Raw genomic sequence first — 19,353 nt, 5'->3', positions numbered from 1 at the left:
CGTAACGACCCCGTCGGCACGCGGTGACGCTGTGTGTCCGCGGCGCCGGGCGGCTCCGCTCAGGGGGTGACGCCCCGGCCCGTCGGCTCCGCCCGGGGTGCGGCGCTCCGTGCGGGGTGCCGGCCCTGGGGCGAGGATCCGGTGTGCGGTGCGGCGCTCTTCTTCCCCGGCTGCTTGGCCTTGTCGGCGTCCAGCACCATCTTCTTGAGATCCGCGGGGCTGAACTGGCCGCCCTTCTCCTTGGACAGGTCCTTGCCGTTGAGCAGGACGGTCGGGGTGCCGCGGTATCCGGAGGAGGCGAAGGCGTCGCTGGACTTCTGCACGAAGCGGTTGTACGTGCCGTCGTTGACGCACTTGGTGAAGGCGGGGGTCACCAAACCCTTGACCTTGCCGGCCAGTTGGAGGAGGTACTGCTTGTCGGCGAACTTGTCCTGCGGCTCGGGCGGCTGGTGGGAGTAGAGGATGTCGTGGTACGCGCGGAACTTCCCGGCGTCCTGCGCGCACAGGGCGGCGTTGGCGGCGTTCCGCGACCCCTGGCCGCCGGCGTTGCCGTCGATGATGGTCACGAGGTGGTACTCGCTCTTGAGCCGGCCGGCGTCCTCCAGCTCATGGATGACCGGGCGGAAGCCGGTCTCGAACTGCTGGCAGGCGGGACAGCGGAAGTCCTCCCACACCGTGAGTGTGGCCGGGGCGCCGGCCGCGCCCACCGGGACGGCGGGCCTGGCGCCGCCGCTGGCCTGCTTCGGGACGGCGACCTCGTTGTCCTCGGCGGCGTGCTCCTCGGAGGACGACGACGCCCAGACGGCGATCCCGCCGGCCACCGCCAGCACCACCACCACCGCCCCCGCGACGATCGCCTGGCGGCCGCGCCGGGCGCGCGCCTTCTCCTTCTCCCGCTGTTCCTGGAGGCGCTCGCGGGCGGATTTCTTACCTTCATGATTCTTCTGGCTCACGCCCCTGGACAACGAAGCGGAGGGGTGCCGCCGCACCCCTCCGCACCGATGTTCGCTCTATCGAGGGACAGCGGCCGGGCCCGCGTCCCGCCGGCCCGGCCCGCGCGCCCCGCCGTCAGGAGCGCTTGCGCACGCCCTCGGCCAGCTCGCCCGCCAGGCCGCGGACCCCGGCGAGACCGGCCGCCAGGTCGCCGTCCGCCGCCAGCAGCAGCTTGACGAACGCCGAGCCGACGATCACCCCGTCCGCGAACCGGGCCACCTCGGCGGCCTGTTCGGCGTTGGAGACCCCGAGGCCGACGCAGACCGGCAGTTCGGTGGTGGCCTTGGTGCGCCGCACGAGGTCCTGCGCCTGCTCACCCACCGACTCACGGGTGCCCGTGACGCCCATCAGCGAGGCGGCGTACACAAAGCCCGAACCGGCCGCGGTGATCTCGGCGAGCCGGGCGTCCTTGCTGCTGGGGGCGACGACGAAGACGGTGGCGAGACCGTGCTTGTCGGCGTGCTCCCGCCAGGTCGCGGACTCCTGGACGGGCAGGTCGGGCAGGATGCAGCCCGCGCCGCCCGCCTCGGCGAGCTCGGCGGTGAAGCGCTCGATGCCGTAGCGGTCGATCGGGTTCCAGTACGTCATCACCAGGACGGGCTTGCCGGTGGCCTGATGGGCCTCGCGCACGGTCCGCAGGACGTCGGCGATCTTCACCCCGCCCCGCAGGGCGATGTCGTCGGCGGTCTGGATGACGGGCCCGTCGAGGACCGGGTCGCTGTGCGGCAGCCCGATCTCCACGACGTCCGCGCCGCCGTCGAAGACGGCCTTGGCCGCCTCGATGCCGCCGTCGACGGTCGGGAACCCGGCCGGCAGGTAGGCGATGAGCGCGGACCGGCCCTCCGCCTTGGCGGCGGCGAGGGTGTCACTCAACAGCTTGATGTTCCCGCTCACTTGGCGTCCCCCTCGATCTCCGCGTCCTCGGTGCCGGCGTCCGCCTCGACGGCGGCGTCCGCGTCGTAGAGGCTGAAGTAGCGGGCGGCGGTGTCCATGTCCTTGTCGCCGCGCCCGGACAGGTTGACGACGATCAGGCCGTCCTCGCCGAGCTCCCGGCCGGCCTCCAGGGCCCCGGCGAGGGCGTGCGCGCTCTCGATGGCCGGGATGATGCCCTCGGTCCGCGAGAGCAGGCGCAGCGCCTGCATCGCGGCGTCGTCGGTGACCGCGCGGTACTCACCGCGGCCGCTGTCCTTGAGGAAGGCGTGCTCGGGCCCGATGCCCGGGTAGTCGAGACCGGCCGAGATGGAGTACGGCTCGGTGATCTGGCCCTCGTCGTCCTGGAGGACGTAACTCCTCGACCCGTGCAGGATTCCCGGCTCACCGGCGCTCAGCGTGGCGGCGTGCTCGCCGGTCTCGATGCCGTGGCCCGCGGGCTCGCAGCCGATCAGCCGCACCCCGGCGTCCGGGATGAAGGCGTGGAAGAGCCCGATGGCGTTGGAGCCGCCGCCGACGCAGGCGACCACGGCGTCCGGCAGCCGGCCGGCGCGCTCCAGGATCTGGCGGCGCGCCTCGACGCCGATGACGCGGTGGAAGTCGCGCACCATCGCGGGGAACGGGTGCGGTCCGGCGACGGTCCCGAACAGGTAGTGGGTGTGGTCGACATTGGCGACCCAGTCGCGGAAGGCCTCGTTGATGGCGTCCTTGAGGGTGCGGCTGCCGGACTTCACGGCGATGACCTCGGCGCCGAGCATCCGCATCCGGGCGACGTTGAGGGCCTGCCGCTGGGTGTCGATCTCGCCCATGTAGATCGTGCATTCGAGGCCGAACAGGGCGCAGGCGGTGGCGGTGGCCACGCCGTGCTGGCCCGCGCCGGTCTCGGCGATGACCCGGGTCTTGCCCATCCGCTTGGTGAGCAGTGCCTGGCCCAGCACGTTGTTGATCTTGTGGGAGCCGGTGTGGTTGAGGTCCTCGCGCTTGAGGAACACCCGGGCCCCGCCGGCGTGCCCGGCGAACCGCGGCACCTCGGTGAGCGCGCTGGGGCGCCCGGTGTAGTTGACCATCAGGTCGTTGAGCTCGGCCGCGAACGCGGGGTCACCCTTGGCCTTCTCGTACTCCGCGGCGACCTCGTCGACCGCGGCGACCAGCGCCTCGGGAATGAACTTGCCGCCGAACTCACCGAAATAGCCTTCGGGGTTCGGCACCCGTCCCTCGGGATCGGGAAGGAAGAAATCGGCGGACATCAGACGCACTCCTCGCCGGGGCAACTGCCCCGGAAGTCCAGTGGTGGCGGGATGGGCATCACGGTATGCGGCGCGCGCGGAGCGGGCGGACCGTTGCCACAGCGGGAGCGGCACGGGGCGCTCGCGGAGGCCGGCCGGTGTCGGGACCCGGCCGCGGCGTTCCTCCCCGGCCCGGCCGGGGCGCTCCCCGGCCCGGCTGCGGCGCTCCCCCGCCCCCTCCCCCTCTCCCCCTTCGGGGGAGGGGGCGGGGGGTGGGTTCGGGGGTGGGGGGGTGAGCAGGCAGTCAGACGACCGCTGCGTCCCCCGGTGTCCCGGCGCCCGGGCGGGGCCGACGCGTCAGCGCGCGGACCCCGGTCGCCATCGCATGCCGTTGATCTGTCCCGGCTCGGAACCGATGTGATACCTGACCCGGCGCCCGTGGACCCGCCGGGCGGGCGCCCGGCAGCCCCGGTGCCACGGCGGCAGCGCACAGCGCTTCGGGTCGGGGCGCCGGTGCGGGGCGGGCGGGAAGCCGTGGACCGGCACCACCGGGCAGGGAACGCGGACGGCCGCCCCGGCACGCACTCCGGCGGGGCCCGGGTGCGGTACCCGGGCCCGGCAGCGGAGGTCTGCGGCGGTGGCGGTCATGTCGGTGTGCTGTCCGGGGCGCTCAGGACCGGCCGTGCCGGATCGCCGGGTGGGAGCCCGCGGCGACCAGGTCGGAGACCGCGGTCTTGGGGTCCTTGCCGGTGACCAGCGACTCACCGACCAGCACCGCGTCCGCACCGTCGTTGGCGTAGGCGATCAGGTCGTGCGGTCCGCGGACACCGGACTCGGCGATCTTGACGATGTGGTCGGGGATCTCGGGGGCGACCCGGGCGAAGTTGCCGCGGTCGACCTCCAGGGTCTTCAGATTGCGGGCGTTGACGCCGATGATCTTGGCACCGGCGTCCACCGCGCGGGCGACTTCCTCCTCGTCGTGCACCTCGACCAGCGGCGTCAGACCGATCGACTCGGCGCGCTCGATCAGCGAGACCAGCGCCTCCTGCTCCAGCGCGGAGACGATCAGCAGCGCGAGGTCGGCGCCGTAGGCGCGGGCCTCCCACAGCTGGTAGGCGGTGACGATGAAGTCCTTGCGCAGGACGGGGATGTCGACCTTGGCGCGGACGGCTTCCAGGTCGGCCAGCGAACCGCCGAACTTGCGCTGCTCGGTGAGGACGGAGATGACCGCCGCGCCGCCGGCCTCGTAGTCGGCGGCCAGACCGGCCGGGTCGGCGATCGCGGCGAGCGCGCCCTTGGAGGGGCTGGAGCGCTTGACCTCGCAGATGACCGTGACGCTCTCGCCCTTGAGCGCGGCGACGCCGTCCTTCGCGGGGCGCGCCTTCTGGGCCCGCTCCTTGAGCTCGTCGAGGCTCACCCGCGCCTGCCGCTCCGCGAGGTCGGCGCGCACGCCGTCGATGATCTCGTCGAGCACACTCACGCGAGCGGCCTCCTTCTGGAGCGGTGGTGGACGGTCCCCCGGACGAACGGTCCCATCCGGCACTCCGATGGTATCCGCCAAGCGAGGCAGGTCTCACATCCGGTGGACCGTGATCCCACGACCTGGACTTCTGCGGATGCTGCGGGGCCGGTGGCACCGGGTCCGCACGGCCCCCGGGTCACGGTGCGAGCCCACTGCCGAAGGGGAGGTTGCGGACGACCGTGAAGACCAGCAGCAGCCCGCCCAGCGCCCACCAGTGGACGGCTCGCGGCCGCGGCCCCGCCGTGCGGCGCCCACGGACCGCATTGCCCAGCCAGAGCGCCCAGAAGACCGCACAGGCCGCGTACCCGGCCACCGCGAGCGCGTTGGCGCCCAGTGCCGCGACGAGGTCGCCGTGCGCGACGGCATGGGCGCTGCGCAGCCCGCCGCAGGCCGGGCAGTAGATGCCGGTGAGGTGCAGCAGCGGGCACACGGGGTAGTGGCCGGGCTCGTTCGGATCGACGGCGCCGAGGACGGCGAACGCGGCGGTGGCGGCGGCCAGGGCGCCGAGGGGCGCCACGAGGCGGCGCGGCAGACCGCTGCGCGGGGAGGTGCCGGGCCGGGTGGCGGGTTGGCTCACGTGCCGATTGTCCGGCCGGACAGGCGAAGGCGCAGCTTCTCGGCCGCCGTACGGAACGGTCACGGACGGCGGGTACGGCACCACGGTGCGTACGGGCCGGGAAGCGGCGCCTTCGGGGGTGCTGCGGGAGTGGCGCCGGACCCCGGCGCCACGGGAGCGGGGGCTCAGCCCTCCTGCGGCTGCGCCTGCGCCTGGGGGCGCGGCTTGGCGGCGCGCTTGGGCTCCGAGCCCAGACCGGCCATGCGCATCAGACCGCCCACGACGGCACCGAGACCGATGAGCGCCATGCCGGCCCAGAAGCCGGGCACATTCGCCAGCACGATGAAGGCTCCGGCCACACAGAAGCCGATGAACGAGATGATGACGCCGGTCCAGGCGGCGGGGGTGTGTCCGTGGCCACTGCTCGACATGAATGCTCCTCGATGCTCTGTCGCGCCGGGGTCGGGGCGCGATGATCCGCTCGGCCCATTGTCACCGATGCCGGAAGGAGCCCTTTTACCGGGTGGGGTCCTCACCGCGGTCCAGGGACTTCCAGATCTCCTCGGGGCGGTCCAGATCCGGCGGGGCCGGTGCCCGTCGCGGGCCGCGGCCGCCGCCGGGCGTGCGCTCGTATTTGCCCGACATCGCAGGCCAGTGGCGTCCGTACACCAGTGCCAGCAGTCCGGCGACCAGCAGCAGCAGACCGCCGGCCGCGGCCACCCACGGCCATCCGGTGTGGGTGACGTGATGCACATCGGTTCCGGTCAGCCCGACCGCGGTGGCGGCCTTCTCGCGCAGCGCCGAGGTGTCGGAGTTGCCCAGTACGGCGGCGACGGCGATGCCCACGCCGCTGAGCGCGAGCAGGGCGGCGACCGCGATCCGGCCGGCCCGGCGGACCGCGAAGACGGCGACCAGCGCGGCCAGGCCGACGACAGCCAGCGCACCGGGCACGCCGGTCACATCGGCGCCGGTCACCGTGCGCGGCAGCGCGCCCTGGGCCAGCACCGCGGACCCCTCGGCCCAGGTGCGGCCGGAGGCCAGCAGCGCCAGGCCGGCGCCCGCCGCGCCGGCCAGCAGCGCCAGGGCGAGGCTGCGGTGCGCGCGGCGCGCGGGCCTGGCCGGCGGCGGGCCCGAATCGCCCTGCGGCGCGGTGTCGGTGGGGGTCTGGGATGCGGCACTCACGCGTACCACTATCGCGCACCGGCCGCCGGGGGCCGGTGCGCGGGGGTGCTGCGGGTGACCGGCCCGTTACCTGCCCAGGTGGTTGGCGGTGTGCACGGCGCGCAGCACCGCGGCGGCCTTGTTGCGGCACTCCGTGTCCTCGGCCACCGGGTCGGAGTCGGCGACCACCCCGGCGCCCGCCTGGACGTAGGCGGTGCCGTCACGCAGCAGGGCGGTGCGGATCGCGATGGCGGTGTCGGAGTCGCCGGCGAAGTCGAGATAGCCGACACAGCCGCCGTACAGACCACGCCGGGACGGCTCCAGCTCCTCGATGATCTGGAGGGCGCGCGGCTTGGGGGCGCCGGAGAGGGTGCCCGCGGGGAAGCAGGCGGTGAGCACGTCGAAGGCGCTGCGGCCCGCGGCGACCTGCCCGGTGACCGTCGAGACGATGTGCATCACATGGCTGTAGCGCTCGACGGACATGAAGTCGACGACCTCGACACTGCCCGGTTCGCAGACCCGGCCCAGGTCGTTGCGGCCCAGGTCGACCAGCATCAGATGCTCGGCGCGCTCCTTGGGGTCGGCCATCAGCTCGTCCGCCAGGGCCTGGTCCTCCTGGACGGACGCGCCGCGCGGACGGGTCCCCGCGATGGGGTGGACCATGGCCCGGCCGTCCTCGACCTTCACCAGCGCCTCGGGGCTGGAGCCCACCACGTCGAAGGCGCCGTCCTCGCCGCCGTCGGGGCCCTCGAAGCGGAAGAGGTACATGTACGGGCTGGGGTTGGTGGCCCGCAGCACCCGGTAGACGTCCAACGCGCTCGCCGTGCACGGGGTTTCGAACCGCTGGGAGGGCACGACCTGGAAGGCCTCGCCGGCCCGGATGCGCTCCTTGATGTCCTCGACGGCGTCCTGGTAGGCAGCGCCGCCCCACTTGGCGGTGTACGGCGGGACCTCGGACGGCGGCAGCGCGGCGGCACTGGCGGGCGCGGGCCGGGCCAGGTCGTCGGCCATGGTGTCCAGACGGGCCACCGCGTCCGCGTAGGCCTCGTCGATGCCGGTGTCGAGGTCGTTGTGGTTGATCGCGTTGGCGATCAGCAGGACGGTGCCGCTCCAGTGGTCGAGGACGGCAAGGTCCGAGGTGAGCAGCATGGTCAGCTCGGGCAGCCGGAGGTCGTCGGTGGTCTGCTCGCCGATCTTCTCCAGGCGGCGCACGATGTCGTAGCCGAGGTAGCCGACCATGCCACCGGTGAACGGCGGCAGCCCCTCCCCCTCGATGAGGTCCCGGGGGGTGTGCAGGGTCTCGACGGTGGCGCGCAGGACGGCGAGCGGGTCGCCGTCGGCGGGCACGCCGACGGGCGGGGTGCCGAGCCAGTGCGCCTGCCCGTCGCGGGTGGTGAGGGTGGCGGCGCTGCGGACGCCGATGAAGGAGTAGCGCGACCACGTACGGCCGTTCTCGGCGGATTCCAGGAGGAAGGTGCCGGGGCGTTCGGCGGCGAGTTTGCGGTAGAGCCCGACCGGTGTGTCGCCGTCCGCGAGCAGCCGCCGGGTGACGGGGATGACCCGCCGGTCCTTGGCGAGGGTGCGGAAGGTGTCGAGGTCCGGAAGGGCGGTGCCGGTGGTTCCCGTGGTCATGGCGCGGAGCCTACTGGTCCCGGGCGTCCCGGGTGGTCAGAACGTCCGCGTCGAAGCAGGTGCGGTCGCCGGTGTGGCAGGCGGCGCCGACCTGGTCGACCCGGACCAGGACGGTGTCGGCGTCACAGTCCAGCGCCACCGACTTCACATGCTGGACGTGGCCGGAGGTGTCGCCCTTGACCCAGTACTCCTGGCGGCTGCGGGACCAGTACGTGCAGCGGCCGGTGGTCAGGGTGCGGCGCAGCGCCTCGTCGTCCATCCAGCCGAGCATCAGCACCTCGCCGGTGTCGTACTGCTGGGCGATGGCCGGGACCAGGCCGTCGGCGCCGCGCTTGAGGCGGGCGGCGATGGCGGGGTCGAGGGCGGGGGTGGTGTCCGGGGTGGTGGCGCGGCTGCTCATGGTCTCCATTGTGCCGTGCGGCATCCTGCACCTATGCATCCTCAAGCGCCGTCCGCGCCGCCACCGCCGCCGGACCCGGACCGCGCCGCGCGGGTCGCGGCGCGGGTCCTGGGTGCGGTCTTCGCGGCGGCGGTGGTGGTGGCCGTGGTGGTCGCGGTGGTGGTGCTCCGCTCGTAGCGCGTGCCTACGGGGCAGGGGGCGGGCTCACATGCCCAGCTTCGCCGCCGTCACCAGGTCGACCGCCTCCTTGTCCCCGTCCAGCTGCACATCGGCGACCTGCTGCCGGCCGAAGGCGAACATGGTCAGCTCGCCCGGCTCGCCGACGACGGTGACCACCGGGGTGCCGCGATGGGCCACCGCGGTCCGCCCGTCCGGCCGCCGCAGCACCAGTCCCACCGGCGATTTCCGGCCGAGCACCCGGGCCATCCGCTCGATCCTGGACCACAGGGCGTCGGCGAACACGGGGTCCAGCTCGCGCGCCGCCCAGTCCGGCTGGGCACGGCGGACGTCCTCGGCGTGGACGTAGAACTCGACGGTGTTGGACGCCTCGTCGATCTGCTTCAGGGCGAACGGCGACATCCGTGGCGGGCCGGTCCTGATCAGGTGGATCAGCTCCTCGTACGGCTTGCCGGCGAACTCCGCCTGGACCCGTTCCAGCCGGGGGGCCAGCGGTTTGACGAGGAGCCCGCCGGCCGCGTCGGCGCGCCGCTCGCGCACCACCACGTGCGCGGCCAGGTCCCGCGCGCTCCAGTTCTCACACAGCGTCGGCGCCTCGGGGCCGGCGCTCTCCAACAAGTCGGCGAGAAGGAGCCGTTCACGCTTCGCATGGGTCGACATGCAGCCAGCCTACGACCGCCCCCGCACCCCTGCCACGGCGCCGCGCCCCGGGCCCGCGCCGGTGACCGCCCGGTCGCCCCGGCCGCCGGGCCCGTCCCCGCTCAGGACGCGCCCGGGTCCACATGCTCCATCAGGATGCGCGCCAGTTCCCGTGCGGCGCGCGGCGGGGAGACATCGCCGCGGTGGGCGACGGACACCACGCGGTGCATTCCGGGCGTCGAGAAGCGGGTGACCCGCAGGCCGGAGCGCTCGGCGACCATGCTGGGCACCACGGCGACGCCCAGCCCGGCGCGGACGAAGCCGAGGACCGCGTCCATCTCGCCGCCCTCGACGGTGAAGGCCGGTTCGAAGCCGGCCGCCCGGCATGCCGCGGTGGTGAATTCCCGCAGGTCGTAGCCGCGGCGGAACATGGCGAGCGGCCGGCCGCGCAGATCCTCCACCCGGATGCGGGTGCGCCGGCCGACGGGGGCGGGGCGGTCGGGGGCGGAGACCACAACGAGTTCCTCGCGCAGCAGCTCGGAGGTGGCCAGGGCGGGCGCCTGGAGCGGGAGCGGGGTGATGATCAGGGCCAGGTCCAGGGCGCCGTCGGCCAGCGCCCGGACCAGGCCCTGGGAGCCGTCCTCGGTGACGATCAGGTCCACGCCGGGGTAGCCGGCGTGGAAGGCGCGCAAGACGTCGGGGACGAGGCTGGCGCAGAGGCTGGGCGGGGCGCCGAGGCGCAGCCGCCCGCGGCGGAGCTGGGCGACCTCCTGGACCTCGCGGCGGGCGGTCTCGGCGTCGGCGAGGATGCGCCGGGCGAACGGCAGCAGCGTCTCGCCGGCGTCGGTGAGGGTGATGTGGCCGCGGGCCCGGTGGAAGAGCTCCGCTCCCAGCTCCCGTTCCAGGGCGCGGATTTGCTGGGAGAGGGAGGGCTGGGCGACATGTTCGCGCTCGGCGGCGCGGGTGAAGTGCCGGGTGTCGGCCACGGCGGCGAAGTAGCGGAGCTGCTGCAACTGCATACGACGACGGTAGGGCATCGATAGGCAGCATCTATGGAGATGAGCCGCACCATGTCTTGGACTGATGGGCCGCCCGGTCCTTACCGTCGGGACCCATGGCACTGGACACACGGACGGACCGACGGCCGTCCTTCGCGGCTCTGTTGTGGGGCTCGACCGTCGGCAAGAAGACGGTGATGGCCGTGAGCGGCCTGGTCATGCTGCTCTACCTGGTCGTCCACATGATCGGCAACCTGAAGATCTTCTTCGGGGCGGACGAGTTCAACGGCTACGCCCACTGGCTGCGCGTCGTCGGGGAACCGTTCATGCACCACGAGTGGACGCTGTGGCTGGTCCGGGTGGTCCTCGTGGCAGCCGTCGTCGCCCATGCCACGTCGGCGTACCAGCTCAGCCGCCGCGACCTCAGGGCGCGCCCCAGCCGCTATGCGCACAAGAAGGCCCGGAGCAGCTACGCCACCTGCACCATGCGGTGGGGCGGGATCATCCTCGGTCTGTTCATCGTCTGGCATCTCCTCGACCTGACGACCGGCACCGTGCACCCGGGCGGCTTCCAGGCGGGCCATCCCTACCAGAACGTCGTGGACACCTTCTCGACCTGGTACGGCAACGTCATCTACCTCGTCGCGATGCTCGCCCTCGGGCTGCACATCCGGCACGGCTTCTGGAGCGCCGCGCAGACGCTCGGCGTCGGCAGCCGGGCCCGCGAACGCCTGCTGAAGACCCTCGCCCAGGTCCTCGCGCTGGTGCTGACCGTGGGCTTCATCTCCGTACCCGTCGCCGTCATGACCGGAGTGGTGAGCTGACATGAGCTCTTATGTGGACTACGCGACCGGGGAGCCGGTCCGCGACACCAAGGCGCCGGGCGGGCCGGTCGCCGGGCGCTGGGACAAGCGGCGCTTCGAGGCGAAGCTCGTCAACCCCGCCAACCGCCGCAAGCACACCGTGATCGTGGTCGGCACCGGTCTCGCGGGCGGCTCGGCCGGTGCCACGCTCGCCGAACAGGGCTACCACGTCGTCCAGTTCTGCTACCAGGACTCACCGCGCCGCGCCCACTCGATCGCCGCGCAGGGCGGCATCAACGCGGCGAAGAACTACCGCAACGACGGCGACTCGGTCCACCGGCTGTTCTACGACACCGTCAAGGGCGGCGACTTCCGGGCCCGTGAGTCGAACGTCCACCGGCTGGCGCAGATCTCCGTCGAGATCATCGACCAGTGCGTCGCCCAGGGCGTCCCCTTCGCGCGGGAGTACGGCGGTCTGCTCGACACCCGCTCCTTCGGCGGTGTCCAGGTGTCCCGGACCTTCTACGCCCGCGGGCAGACGGGCCAGCAGCTGCTGCTCGGCGCCTACCAGGCGCTGTCGCGGCAGATCGCCGCCGGGAACGTGGAGCTGCACCCGCGGACCGAGATGCTCGACCTGATCGTCGTCGACGGACGGGCCCGCGGCATCGTCGCCCGGGACCTCGTCACCGGGAAGACCGCCACCTACTTCGCGGACGCCGTGGTCCTCGCGTCCGGCGGCTACGGCAACGTCTTCCACCTCTCGACGAACGCCATGAACTCCAACGCCACCGCGATCTGGCGGGCCCACCGCCGGGGCGCCTACCTCGCCAACCCCTGCTTCACCCAGATCCATCCGACCTGCATCCCGCGCACCGGCGACCACCAGTCGAAGCTGACGCTGATGAGCGAGTCGCTGCGCAACGACGGCCGGATCTGGGTGCCGAAGGCCCAGGGCGACACCCGGCCGCCCGCCGAGATCCCCGAGGACGAGCGCGACTACTACCTGGAGCGCGGATACCCGTCCTTCGGCAACCTCGTGCCCCGGGACATCGCCTCCCGCGCCGCGAAGAACGTCTGCGACGAGGGCCGCGGCGTCGGCCCCGGCGGGCAGGGCGTCTACCTCGATTTCGCGGACGCCATCGCGCGCCTGGGCCGGGCGAAGGTCGAGGAGAAGTACGGCAACCTCTTCGAGATGTACGCGCGGATCACCGCGGAGGACCCGTACGAGGTGCCGATGCGGATCTACCCCGCCGTGCACTACACGATGGGCGGGCTGTGGGTCGACTACGACCTCCAGACCACCGTCCCGGGCCTCTTCGCGATCGGTGAGGCCAACTTCTCCGACCACGGGGCGAACCGGCTCGGCGCGTCCGCGCTGATGCAGGGACTGGCCGACGGCTACTTCGTCCTGCCGTCCACGATCAACGACTACCTGGCGCGTCACCCGCACCACGACGAGATCTCCGCGGACCACCCGGCGGTCACCGCGGCGGTACGGGAGACGGAGGACCGCCTCGCGCGGCTGCTCGCCGTCGACGGGGACCGTACGCCGGACTCCTTCCACCGCGAACTCGGCGAGCTGATGTGGGAGTTCTGCGGTATGGCCCGCACCGACGCCGGTCTGCGCAAGGCCCTCGACCGGATCCCGCAGATCCGCGAGGAGTTCTGGCGCCGCCTCAAGGTGCCGGGCACCGGCGAGGAGTTCAACCAGTCCCTGGAGAAGGCCAACCGCATCGTGGACTACCTGGAGCTCGCCGAGCTGATGTGCCTCGACGCGCTGCACCGGGCCGAGTCCTGCGGCGGCCACTTCCGTACGGAGTCGCAGACCCCGGACGGCGAGGCCGCGCGCCGCGACGAGCAGTTCTCCTACGCCGCGGCCTGGGAGTTCACCGCCACCGGCGCGGCCCCCGTCCTGCACAAGGAAGACCTGGTCTTCGAGTACGTCCACCCCACCCAGCGGAGCTACGCATGAGGCTCACCCTGCGCGTCTGGCGCCAGCGGAACGCCGGCGCCGACGGCGCCCTGTCCACCTACGAGGTCGACGGCATCTCACCGGACATGTCGTTCCTGGAGATGCTCGACACCCTCAACGAGGAGCTGATCCTCAGCGGCGGCGACCCGGTCGCCTTCGACCACGACTGCCGCGAGGGCATCTGCGGCGCCTGCTCGCTCGTCATCAACGGCGCGGCGCACGGCCCGGAGCCCACCACGACCTGCCAGCTGCACATGCGGTCCTTCCGGGACGGCGACACCATCGACATCGAGCCGTGGCGCGCTGCGGCGTTCCCGGTCGTCAAGGACCTGGTCGTCGACCGCTCCGCCTTCGACCGGATCATCCAGGCCGGCGGCTACATCACCGCGCCGACCGGGTCCGCGCCGGAGGCCCACGCCACCCCCGTGCCCAAGCCGGACGCCGACTTCGCGTTCGAGCACGCCGAGTGCATCGGCTGCGGGGCCTGCGTGGCGGCCTGCCCGAACGGTGCCGCGATGCTGTTCACCTCCGCCAAGGTGAACCATCTCAATGTGCTGCCGCAGGGCGCGCCCGAGCGCGGAGCCCGGGTGCTGGACATGGTGGCGCAGATGGACGAGGAGGGCTTCGGCGGCTGCACCCTCGCCGGCGAGTGTGCCACCGCCTGCCCCAAGGGCATCCCGCTGTTCAGCATCACGGCGATGAACCGCGAGTTCCTGCGGGCGGCGCGGAAGGGCCGCTGAGTCAGACCGCGGCGGTCCCGATGAGCCCCTCGCGGGTGACGAGCGCGGCCAGCTCCGGCTCGCTCCGTCCCCCGGTGCCCTCGGGCCGCCGCGGCAGCACCATGTAGCGGCTCTCGGCGCTGGAGTCCCACACCGTGATCGTGGTGTCGTCGGGCAGCTCCAGCCCGAACTCGGCCAGTACGGCGCGGGGTTCGCGCACCACCCGCGAGCGGTAGGCCTCGCTCTTGTACCAGGACGGCGACGGCCCCAGCAGCCCGATCGGATAGCAGGAGCACAGCGTGCACACGAGGACGTGGTGCGTGGTGGCGGTGTTCTCGACGACCTTGAGCCGCTGCTCCTGGATGCCGCCCGCCATCGAGAGCCCCACTTCGGGCAGCGCCGCGTTCGCATCGGCCAGCAGCCGCTCCCGGAACCCCGGGTCGGTCCAGGCGCGCGCCACGATCCGCGCCCCGTTGACCGGCGAGGCCCCTTCCAGCATCGCGGCGAGCGCCGCGTCCAGCTGCTCCTCGGTGACCACCCCGGCCCCGGTCAGCCGCGCCTCCAGCCGCCTGACCCGCGCCGCCACCGGTGTACTCGTGTGCTCGCCGCTCATGCGCCGTCCTCCCGTACCCGCTCGATGTACGACTCCCAGAGGTCGACCGTGACCTCGTGGCCGCCCTCGCCCCACAGATCACCCGCGGCGAAGGCCACGGTGTAGACGGGCTCGACGCGCGGTTCGGCGACGCCCGCCGCGATCTCGTCGGCGAGCGCCCACCGCCCCTGGCACTCGACGATCCGCCCCACCTGGCCCCGCACGTACCGCGGCACCCGGGTGTGCCCCTCCGGGTCGACGGCGCGCACCCGCACCCGCTCCCCCGCCCGGAAGTCAGCCCTCATCGAGCAGCCCCCGTTCGGCGAGCAGCGTCTCGATCGCGTGCAGCCAGCGCTCGTAGTACGACGCCGCCAGATACTCCTGCGGGGCCATCCGCTCGACGGCGTCCCGGAACTGGTCGAGCCGGTAGACCCCGTTCCGCACCAGCACGGAGTTCAGCGCGAAGACCCGCGCCTCCCAGTCGGCATGGAACGGCGGCTCGTCCGCCTCGATCTCCAGGGCCCCGAACCCGGCCTGGCCACCCACATCGTTGACACGGCTCATGGGGCGAGCCTAGGCGTGCGCCGCGGTCAGCGCACCGGGTGACCCGCCCCCCGCAGGGCGTCCTTGACCTGAGAGATGCGCAGATCACCGAAGTGGAAGACGGAGGCGGCCAGCACCGCGTCGGCGCCGGCGGCGACGGCCGGGGCGAAGTCGTCCAGCTTGCCGGCGCCGCCGGAGGCGATCACCGGGATGGTGACGTGCTTGCGGACCGCCTCGATCATCTCGACGTCGTAGCCGTCCTTGGTGCCGTCGGCGTCCATGGAGTTCAGGAGGATCTCGCCGGCGCCCAGCTCGGCGGCGCGGTGGGCCCATTCGACGGCGTCGATACCGGTGCCGCGGCGGCCGCCGTGGGTGGTGACCTCGTAGCCGGACGGGGTGCCCGCGTCGGTGCGGCGGGCGTCCACCGAGAGGACCAGGACCTGGCTGCCGAAGCGCTCGGCGATCTCGCGGATCACGTCGGGGCGGGCGATGGCGGCGGTGTTGACCCCGACCTTGTCGGCACCGGCCCGCAGCAGCTTGTCGACGTCCTCGGGGGTGCGGACGCCACCGCCGACGGTCAGCGGGATGAAGACCTGCTCGGCGGTGCGGCGGACCACGTCATAGGTGGTCTCGCGGTTGCCGGAGGAGGCGGTGATGTCGAGGAAGGTCAGCTCGTCGGCGCCCTCGTCCCCGTAGATCTTCGCCATCTCGACGGGGTCGCCGGCGTCCCGCAGGTTCTGGAAGTTGACGCCCTTGACGACCCGGCCGTTGTCGACGTCCAGGCAAGGGATGACTCGGACCGCCAGGGTCATGTCGGTTCAGGCCTCTCTGACATTTCTCGGAAAGCTTCCAGTTCCACTTCGACCAGGACGCGGGAGTCGACGAAGCCGGAGACCACGACCAGGGTCGAGACCGGCGGCGCCGCGGCGAACAGCTCCCGGTGGGCGCGGCCGGCCGCGTCCACGTCGCGCAGATGGGTGAGGTACAGACGGGTGCGGAGGACCGCTTCGGCACCGAGGCCGAAGGGGGTGAGGGCCTCCAGGGCGTTGGCGAGGGCGACCTTGGTCTGCACATAGGGATCGCCCTCGCCCTGGAGGACGCCGTCGATCAGCGGCATCGTGCCGGCGACCAGGACCCGGTCGCCGGCCGCCACGGCGCGTGCGAAGCCGATCTTCTCTTCCCAGGGACCGCCGGTCCGTACGCGCTCGATGGTCATCACGCCGCCTTTCGTCCGCTGTTACGACACTGCCGCCAGCGCCTCTTCGAGGGTGAACGCCTTCGCATAGAGCGCCTTGCCGACGATCGCGCCCTCGACACCTTCCGGCACCAGCGTGGCCAGTGCCCGCAGGTCGTCGAGCGAGGACACGCCGCCGGAGGCGACCACGGGCCGGTCGGTGGCCGCGCAGACGTTCCGCAGCAGTTCGAGGTTGGGGCCCTGGAGGGTGCCGTCCTTATTGATGTCGGTGACGACGTAGCGGGCGCAGCCCTCGGCGTCGAGGCGGGCCAGCGTCTCGTAGAGGTCGCCGCCGTCGCGGGTCCAGCCGCGGCCGCGCAGCGTGGTGCCGCGGACGTCCAGACCGACCGCGATCTTGTCACCGTGCTCGGCGATGACCTTGGCGACCCACTCGGGGGTCTCCAGCGCGGCGGTGCCGAGGTTGACCCGGCGGCAGCCGGTGGCGAGGGCGGCGGCGAGCGTGTCGTCGTCGCGGATGCCGCCGGACAGCTCGACCTTGATGTCCATGGAGCGGGCGACCTCGGCGATCTGCGCCCGGTTGTCGCCGGTGCCGAAGGCCGCGTCGAGGTCGACGAGGTGCAGCCATTCGGCGCCGGACCGCTGCCAGGCGAGCGCCGCCTCCAGCGGGTCGCCGTAGGAGGTCTCGGAGCCGGACTCGCCGTGGACGAGGCGGACGGCCTGGCCGTCGCGGACGTCGACGGCGGGGAGGAGTTCGAGCTTCGGCATCAGGGGGCTCACAGGGTGTTGATCCAGTTGGTCAGGAGCTGGGCGCCGGCGTCGCCGGACTTCTCGGGGTGGAACTGGGTGGCCCACAGCGGGCCGTTCTCGACCGCGGCCACGAAGGGCGCGCCGTGCGTGGCCCAGGTGACCTTGGGCGCGGCGAGGTGCGGGTTGCCGACCTCCAGCTCCCAGTCGTGCACCGCGTAGGAGTGCACGAAGTAGTAGCGGGCGTCGGCGGGCAGACCGGCGAAGAGCTGCGAGCCCTCGGCGGCCTCGACGGTGTTCCAGCCCATGTGCGGGACGATGTCGGCCTTGAGCGGGCCGACCGTGCCGGGCCACTCGTCCAGGCCCTCGGTCTCCACACCGTGCTCGATGCCACGGCCGAAGAGGATCTGCATGCCGACGCAGATGCCCATGACGGGGCGGCCGCCGGCCAGCCGACGGCCCACCAGCCAGTCGCCGCGGGCCTCCTTCAGCCCGGCCATACAGGCGGCGAACGCGCCGACGCCGGGGACCAGCAGCCCCTCGGCGTTCATCGCCCGGTCGAAGTCCCGGGTGATCTCCACTTCGGCGCCGACGTGTGCCAGCGCGCGCTCGGCGGAGCGGACGTTGCCGAAGCCGTAGTCGAAGACGACGACGTTCTTACGGGGTGCCGAGGTCAATTCCATACCTCCAGCCGCAGCACGCCGGCGAGCAGGCACATCGCCGAGCCGATGGACAGCAGCACGAGCAGGCTCTTGGGCAGCTGCTGCTTCCAGAAGGAGTAGACGCCGCCGAGGAGGAAGAGCCCGAGCAGGATGAAGACGGTGGAGAGACCGTTCACGGGCTACAGGGCTCCCTTGGTGGACGGGATGATGCCGGCCGCCCGCGGGTCGCGCTCGCTGGCGTAGCGCAGGGCCCGGGCCAGCGCCTTGAACTGGCACTCCACGATGTGGTGGGCGTTGCGGCCGTACGGCACGTGGATGTGCAGCGCTATCTGGGCCTGGGCGACGAAGGACTCGAAGATGTGCCGGGTCATCGTCGTGTCGTAGCTGCCGATCATCGGCGCCATGTTCTCCGGCTCGGTGTGCACCAGATACGGGCGGCCGGAGAGGTCGACGGTCACCTGGGCCAGCGACTCGTCCAGCGGGACGGTGCAGTTGCCGAAGCGGTAGATCCCGGACTTGTCACCGAGGGCCTGCTTGAAGGCGGCGCCCAGGGCGAGGGCGGTGTCCTCGATGGTGTGGTGGGTGTCGATGTGCAGATCGCCGTCGGTCTTGACCTTGAGGTCGAACAGACCGTGCCGGCCGAGCTGGTCGAGCATGTGGTCGTAGAAGCCGACACCTGTCGACACGTCCACGTCGCCGCGGCCGTCGAGATCGATCTCGACGAGCACGGACGTTTCCTTCGTCGTGCGCTCCACGCGTCCTACGCGGGTCATCGCTTGCTCTCCTTCAGTACTGCGCGAACCGCGTCGAGGAACGCGTCGTTCTCGGCCGGGGTGCCGGCGGTGACCCGCAGCCAGCCCGGTACGCCGTTGTCACGGACCAGCACGCCGTGGTCGAGGATCGCCTGCCAGGTGGCGTGGGAATCCTCGAAGAGGCCGAACTGCACGAAGTTGGCGTCGGAGTCGACGACCTGGCAGCCGGCCGCCCGCAGCTCGGTGACCAGGCGGTCCCGCTCGGTCTTGAGCTGCTCGACGTACTTCAGGAGCGTGTCGGTGTGCTCCAGCGCGGCCAGCGCGGTGGCCTGGGTGACGGACGAGAGGTGGTACGGGAGCCGGACCAGCTGGACCGCGTCGACCACGGCGGGGTCGGCGGCCAGATAGCCCAGCCGCAGCCCGGCGGCGCCGAAGGCCTTGGACATCGTCCGGGAGACCACCAGATTCGGCCGGCCCGCGAGCAGCGGCAGCAGCGAGGGCCGGTGGCTGAACTCGCCGTACGCCTCGTCGACCACCACCAGGGCCCCGGCCCCGTCGGCGCGGGCCGCCTGCGCCGCCTCGTACAGCGCGAGCACGGTGGCGGCCTCGACGGCGGTGCCGGTGGGGTTGTTCGGCGAGCAGATGAAGACCACATCGGGCCGCCGCTCGGCGATGACCGCCGTGGCCGCCTCGACGTCGATGGTGAAGTCGTCGTTGCGCGGGCCGGAGATCCAGCCGGTGCCGGTGCCGCGGGAGATCAGCCCGTGCATCGAGTACGACGGCTCGAAGCCGAGGGCGGTACGGCCGGGGCCGGCGAAGGTCTGGAGCAGCTGCTGGATGACCTCGTTGGAGCCGTTGGCGGCCCACACGTGGTCCTTGGTGACCTCGTGGCCGGCGGTGTGGGTGAGGTAGCGGGCCAGTTCGGTGCGCAGCTCGACCGCGTCCCGGTCGGGGTAGCGGTTGAGCTGCCGGGCGGCCTCGGTCACCCGCTCGGCGATCCGCCGGACCAGCGGCTCGGGCAGCGGGTAGGGGTTCTCGTTGGTGTTCAGCCGCACCGGGACGTCCAGCTGCGGCGCGCCGTAGGGCGACTTGCCGCGCAGCTCGTCCCGGATGGGGAGATCGTCAATACGGGTCACG

26 protein-coding genes are annotated in these 19,353 nt (G+C 72.4%); 4 read left to right on the top strand and 22 right to left on the bottom strand.

Annotated elements, in window-relative coordinates; all coding sequences use genetic code 11:
* Nucleotides 1-59: 59 nt before the first annotated feature.
* The 10 genes from TU31_RS34545 to hisI form a co-directional block, all read right to left on the bottom strand.
* On the bottom strand, nucleotides 60-953 hold the full coding sequence (locus TU31_RS34545; protein WP_042162134.1) for a DsbA family protein: 894 nt from the start codon (nucleotides 951-953) through the stop codon (nucleotides 60-62).
* Nucleotides 954-1,068: 115 nt separating this feature from the next.
* A complete protein-coding gene (gene trpA, locus TU31_RS34540; protein ID WP_042162132.1) occupies nucleotides 1,069-1,887 on the bottom strand; it encodes a tryptophan synthase subunit alpha in 819 nt (272 codons plus the stop codon).
* Complete coding sequence (trpB, locus tag TU31_RS34535) at nucleotides 1,884-3,170, bottom strand: tryptophan synthase subunit beta (RefSeq protein ID WP_042162130.1); 1,287 nt, start codon at nucleotides 3,168-3,170, stop codon at nucleotides 1,884-1,886. Before trpB ends, trpA begins: the two co-directional genes overlap by 4 nt.
* A 336-nt stretch (nucleotides 3,171-3,506) precedes the next feature.
* Nucleotides 3,507-3,797 carry a tryptophan biosynthesis modulator TrpM gene (trpM, locus tag TU31_RS40720; protein ID WP_078886109.1) on the bottom strand — a complete coding sequence of 97 codons (291 nt, stop codon included), beginning with the start codon at nucleotides 3,795-3,797 and terminating at the stop codon, nucleotides 3,507-3,509.
* Nucleotides 3,798-3,819: 22 nt separating this feature from the next.
* Complete coding sequence (gene trpC, locus TU31_RS34530; RefSeq protein WP_018090304.1) at nucleotides 3,820-4,629, bottom strand: indole-3-glycerol phosphate synthase TrpC; 810 nt, start codon at nucleotides 4,627-4,629, stop codon at nucleotides 3,820-3,822.
* A gap of 178 nt (nucleotides 4,630-4,807) precedes the next feature.
* A complete protein-coding gene (locus TU31_RS34525) occupies nucleotides 4,808-5,248 on the bottom strand; it encodes a DUF2752 domain-containing protein (protein WP_042162125.1) in 441 nt (146 codons plus the stop codon).
* A gap of 164 nt (nucleotides 5,249-5,412) precedes the next feature.
* Nucleotides 5,413-5,658 (bottom strand): HGxxPAAW family protein, encoded by a 246-nt coding sequence (locus tag TU31_RS34520; protein ID WP_030988665.1) that lies wholly within the window; start codon nucleotides 5,656-5,658, stop codon nucleotides 5,413-5,415.
* 85 nt (nucleotides 5,659-5,743) lie between these two features.
* On the bottom strand, nucleotides 5,744-6,409 hold the full coding sequence (locus TU31_RS34515; RefSeq protein ID WP_042162122.1) for a TIGR02234 family membrane protein: 666 nt from the start codon (nucleotides 6,407-6,409) through the stop codon (nucleotides 5,744-5,746).
* A 66-nt stretch (nucleotides 6,410-6,475) separates the two neighbouring features.
* The gene (locus TU31_RS34510; protein ID WP_042162120.1) at nucleotides 6,476-8,020 is read right to left on the bottom strand and encodes an anthranilate synthase component I; all 1,545 of its coding nucleotides are present in this window, start codon (nucleotides 8,018-8,020) and stop codon (nucleotides 6,476-6,478) included.
* Between the two features lie 10 nt (nucleotides 8,021-8,030).
* Complete coding sequence (gene hisI / locus TU31_RS34505) at nucleotides 8,031-8,420, bottom strand: phosphoribosyl-AMP cyclohydrolase (protein ID WP_042162200.1); 390 nt, start codon at nucleotides 8,418-8,420, stop codon at nucleotides 8,031-8,033.
* Between the two features lie 33 nt (nucleotides 8,421-8,453).
* Here hisI and TU31_RS38880 point away from each other — a divergent pair, with 33 nt between their 5' ends.
* Nucleotides 8,454-8,597: a hypothetical protein gene (locus TU31_RS38880; protein WP_158894839.1), complete on the top strand. Its 144-nt coding sequence runs from the start codon at nucleotides 8,454-8,456 to the stop codon at nucleotides 8,595-8,597.
* A gap of 27 nt (nucleotides 8,598-8,624) precedes the next feature.
* Here TU31_RS38880 and TU31_RS34500 read toward each other — a convergent pair whose 3' ends face one another.
* Together TU31_RS34500 and TU31_RS34495 are read right to left on the bottom strand one after the other, a co-directional pair.
* The gene (locus tag TU31_RS34500) at nucleotides 8,625-9,257 is read right to left on the bottom strand and encodes a TIGR03085 family metal-binding protein (RefSeq protein ID WP_042162119.1); all 633 of its coding nucleotides are present in this window, start codon (nucleotides 9,255-9,257) and stop codon (nucleotides 8,625-8,627) included.
* 101 nt (nucleotides 9,258-9,358) lie between these two features.
* Nucleotides 9,359-10,255 (bottom strand): LysR family transcriptional regulator, encoded by an 897-nt coding sequence (locus TU31_RS34495; RefSeq protein WP_042162117.1) that lies wholly within the window; start codon nucleotides 10,253-10,255, stop codon nucleotides 9,359-9,361.
* A gap of 95 nt (nucleotides 10,256-10,350) precedes the next feature.
* Between TU31_RS34495 and TU31_RS34490 the strand changes: the two genes are divergently transcribed.
* Genes TU31_RS34490 through TU31_RS34480 form a run of 3 tightly spaced genes read left to right on the top strand, consistent with a single transcriptional unit; the run spans nucleotide 10,351 to nucleotide 13,749 of the window.
* Nucleotides 10,351-11,058 (top strand): succinate dehydrogenase, encoded by a 708-nt coding sequence (locus TU31_RS34490; protein WP_042162116.1) that lies wholly within the window; start codon nucleotides 10,351-10,353, stop codon nucleotides 11,056-11,058.
* Nucleotide 11,059: 1 nt separating this feature from the next.
* A complete protein-coding gene (locus TU31_RS34485) occupies nucleotides 11,060-13,009 on the top strand; it encodes a fumarate reductase/succinate dehydrogenase flavoprotein subunit (protein WP_042162115.1) in 1,950 nt (649 codons plus the stop codon).
* On the top strand, nucleotides 13,006-13,749 hold the full coding sequence (locus TU31_RS34480; RefSeq protein WP_042162113.1) for a succinate dehydrogenase/fumarate reductase iron-sulfur subunit: 744 nt from the start codon (nucleotides 13,006-13,008) through the stop codon (nucleotides 13,747-13,749). The genes TU31_RS34485 and TU31_RS34480 overlap by 4 nt, the downstream gene beginning before the upstream one ends.
* 1 nt (nucleotide 13,750) lies before the next feature.
* On the opposite strand, the gene TU31_RS34475 is transcribed toward TU31_RS34480, so the two are convergent.
* The 10 genes from TU31_RS34475 to TU31_RS34430 are packed head-to-tail and all read right to left on the bottom strand — an operon-like array spanning nucleotide 13,751 to nucleotide 19,352.
* On the bottom strand, nucleotides 13,751-14,341 hold the full coding sequence (locus tag TU31_RS34475) for a nitrile hydratase subunit alpha (RefSeq protein WP_042162111.1): 591 nt from the start codon (nucleotides 14,339-14,341) through the stop codon (nucleotides 13,751-13,753).
* Nucleotides 14,338-14,625 carry an SH3-like domain-containing protein gene (locus tag TU31_RS40715; RefSeq protein WP_042162109.1) on the bottom strand — a complete coding sequence of 96 codons (288 nt, stop codon included), beginning with the start codon at nucleotides 14,623-14,625 and terminating at the stop codon, nucleotides 14,338-14,340. The genes TU31_RS34475 and TU31_RS40715 overlap by 4 nt, the downstream gene beginning before the upstream one ends.
* Nucleotides 14,615-14,884, bottom strand: coding sequence for an SH3-like domain-containing protein (locus TU31_RS40710; RefSeq protein WP_042162106.1), 270 nt, complete (start codon nucleotides 14,882-14,884; stop codon nucleotides 14,615-14,617). Before TU31_RS40710 ends, TU31_RS40715 begins: the two co-directional genes overlap by 11 nt.
* A 26-nt stretch (nucleotides 14,885-14,910) precedes the next feature.
* Complete coding sequence (hisF, locus tag TU31_RS34460; RefSeq protein WP_042162104.1) at nucleotides 14,911-15,675, bottom strand: imidazole glycerol phosphate synthase subunit HisF; 765 nt, start codon at nucleotides 15,673-15,675, stop codon at nucleotides 14,911-14,913.
* Entirely contained in the window at nucleotides 15,672-16,079 is a 408-nt protein-coding gene (locus tag TU31_RS34455) for a Rid family hydrolase (RefSeq protein WP_042162103.1), read from the bottom strand. The genes hisF and TU31_RS34455 overlap by 4 nt, the downstream gene beginning before the upstream one ends.
* Before the next feature lie 21 nt (nucleotides 16,080-16,100).
* Entirely contained in the window at nucleotides 16,101-16,823 is a 723-nt protein-coding gene (gene priA / locus TU31_RS34450) for a bifunctional 1-(5-phosphoribosyl)-5-((5-phosphoribosylamino)methylideneamino)imidazole-4-carboxamide isomerase/phosphoribosylanthranilate isomerase PriA (RefSeq protein WP_026169748.1), read from the bottom strand.
* 8 nt (nucleotides 16,824-16,831) lie between these two features.
* Nucleotides 16,832-17,485 (bottom strand): imidazole glycerol phosphate synthase subunit HisH, encoded by a 654-nt coding sequence (gene hisH, locus TU31_RS34445; RefSeq protein ID WP_042162101.1) that lies wholly within the window; start codon nucleotides 17,483-17,485, stop codon nucleotides 16,832-16,834.
* Nucleotides 17,476-17,640, bottom strand: a complete 165-nt coding sequence (locus TU31_RS39280) for a CG2302 family histidine operon protein (protein ID WP_042162099.1) — start codon at nucleotides 17,638-17,640, stop codon at nucleotides 17,476-17,478. Before TU31_RS39280 ends, hisH begins: the two co-directional genes overlap by 10 nt.
* Nucleotides 17,641-17,643: 3 nt before the next feature.
* A complete protein-coding gene (gene hisB, locus TU31_RS34435) occupies nucleotides 17,644-18,237 on the bottom strand; it encodes an imidazoleglycerol-phosphate dehydratase HisB (RefSeq protein ID WP_020397738.1) in 594 nt (197 codons plus the stop codon).
* Nucleotides 18,234-19,352, bottom strand: coding sequence for a histidinol-phosphate transaminase (locus TU31_RS34430; protein ID WP_042162095.1), 1,119 nt, complete (start codon nucleotides 19,350-19,352; stop codon nucleotides 18,234-18,236). Before TU31_RS34430 ends, hisB begins: the two co-directional genes overlap by 4 nt.
* Nucleotide 19,353 lies beyond the last annotated feature (1 nt).

Origin of the sequence: Streptomyces lydicamycinicus, from assembly GCF_000829715.2 — a bacterium.
Taxonomy (GTDB): domain Bacteria; phylum Actinomycetota; class Actinomycetes; order Streptomycetales; family Streptomycetaceae; genus Streptomyces; species Streptomyces lydicamycinicus.
Note: the sequence above shows the minus strand (reverse complement) of the source record. Positions and strands in the feature narration are given on the sequence as shown.

Bases quoted from the DNA above. Each gene is read 5' to 3' on its own strand.
- hisB (WP_020397738.1), bottom strand. From the start codon at position 18,237: ATGACCCGCGTAGGACGCGTGGAGCGCACGACGAAGGAAACGTCCGTG.
- hisI (WP_042162200.1), bottom strand. From the start codon at position 8,420: ATGAGCAGCCGCGCCACCACCCCGGACACCACCCCCGCCCTCGACCCC.
- TU31_RS34475 (WP_042162111.1), bottom strand. From the start codon at position 14,341: ATGAGCGGCGAGCACACGAGTACACCGGTGGCGGCGCGGGTCAGGCGG.
- TU31_RS34490 (WP_042162116.1), top strand. From the start codon at position 10,351: ATGGCACTGGACACACGGACGGACCGACGGCCGTCCTTCGCGGCTCTG.
- TU31_RS34495 (WP_042162117.1), bottom strand. From the start codon at position 10,255: ATGCAGTTGCAGCAGCTCCGCTACTTCGCCGCCGTGGCCGACACCCGG.
- TU31_RS34485 (WP_042162115.1), top strand. From the start codon at position 11,060: ATGAGCTCTTATGTGGACTACGCGACCGGGGAGCCGGTCCGCGACACC.
- priA (WP_026169748.1), bottom strand. From the start codon at position 16,823: ATGCCGAAGCTCGAACTCCTCCCCGCCGTCGACGTCCGCGACGGCCAG.
- TU31_RS40710 (WP_042162106.1), bottom strand. From the start codon at position 14,884: ATGAGCCGTGTCAACGATGTGGGTGGCCAGGCCGGGTTCGGGGCCCTG.
- hisH (WP_042162101.1), bottom strand. From the start codon at position 17,485: ATGGAATTGACCTCGGCACCCCGTAAGAACGTCGTCGTCTTCGACTAC.
- trpB (WP_042162130.1), bottom strand. From the start codon at position 3,170: ATGTCCGCCGATTTCTTCCTTCCCGATCCCGAGGGACGGGTGCCGAAC.
- TU31_RS34520 (WP_030988665.1), bottom strand. From the start codon at position 5,658: ATGTCGAGCAGTGGCCACGGACACACCCCCGCCGCCTGGACCGGCGTC.
- TU31_RS34500 (WP_042162119.1), bottom strand. From the start codon at position 9,257: ATGTCGACCCATGCGAAGCGTGAACGGCTCCTTCTCGCCGACTTGTTG.
- TU31_RS34455 (WP_042162103.1), bottom strand. From the start codon at position 16,079: ATGACCATCGAGCGCGTACGGACCGGCGGTCCCTGGGAAGAGAAGATC.
- TU31_RS40715 (WP_042162109.1), bottom strand. From the start codon at position 14,625: ATGAGGGCTGACTTCCGGGCGGGGGAGCGGGTGCGGGTGCGCGCCGTC.
- trpM (WP_078886109.1), bottom strand. From the start codon at position 3,797: ATGACCGCCACCGCCGCAGACCTCCGCTGCCGGGCCCGGGTACCGCAC.
- TU31_RS38880 (WP_158894839.1), top strand. From the start codon at position 8,454: ATGCATCCTCAAGCGCCGTCCGCGCCGCCACCGCCGCCGGACCCGGAC.
- TU31_RS34510 (WP_042162120.1), bottom strand. From the start codon at position 8,020: ATGACCACGGGAACCACCGGCACCGCCCTTCCGGACCTCGACACCTTC.
- TU31_RS34480 (WP_042162113.1), top strand. From the start codon at position 13,006: ATGAGGCTCACCCTGCGCGTCTGGCGCCAGCGGAACGCCGGCGCCGAC.
- hisF (WP_042162104.1), bottom strand. From the start codon at position 15,675: ATGACCCTGGCGGTCCGAGTCATCCCTTGCCTGGACGTCGACAACGGC.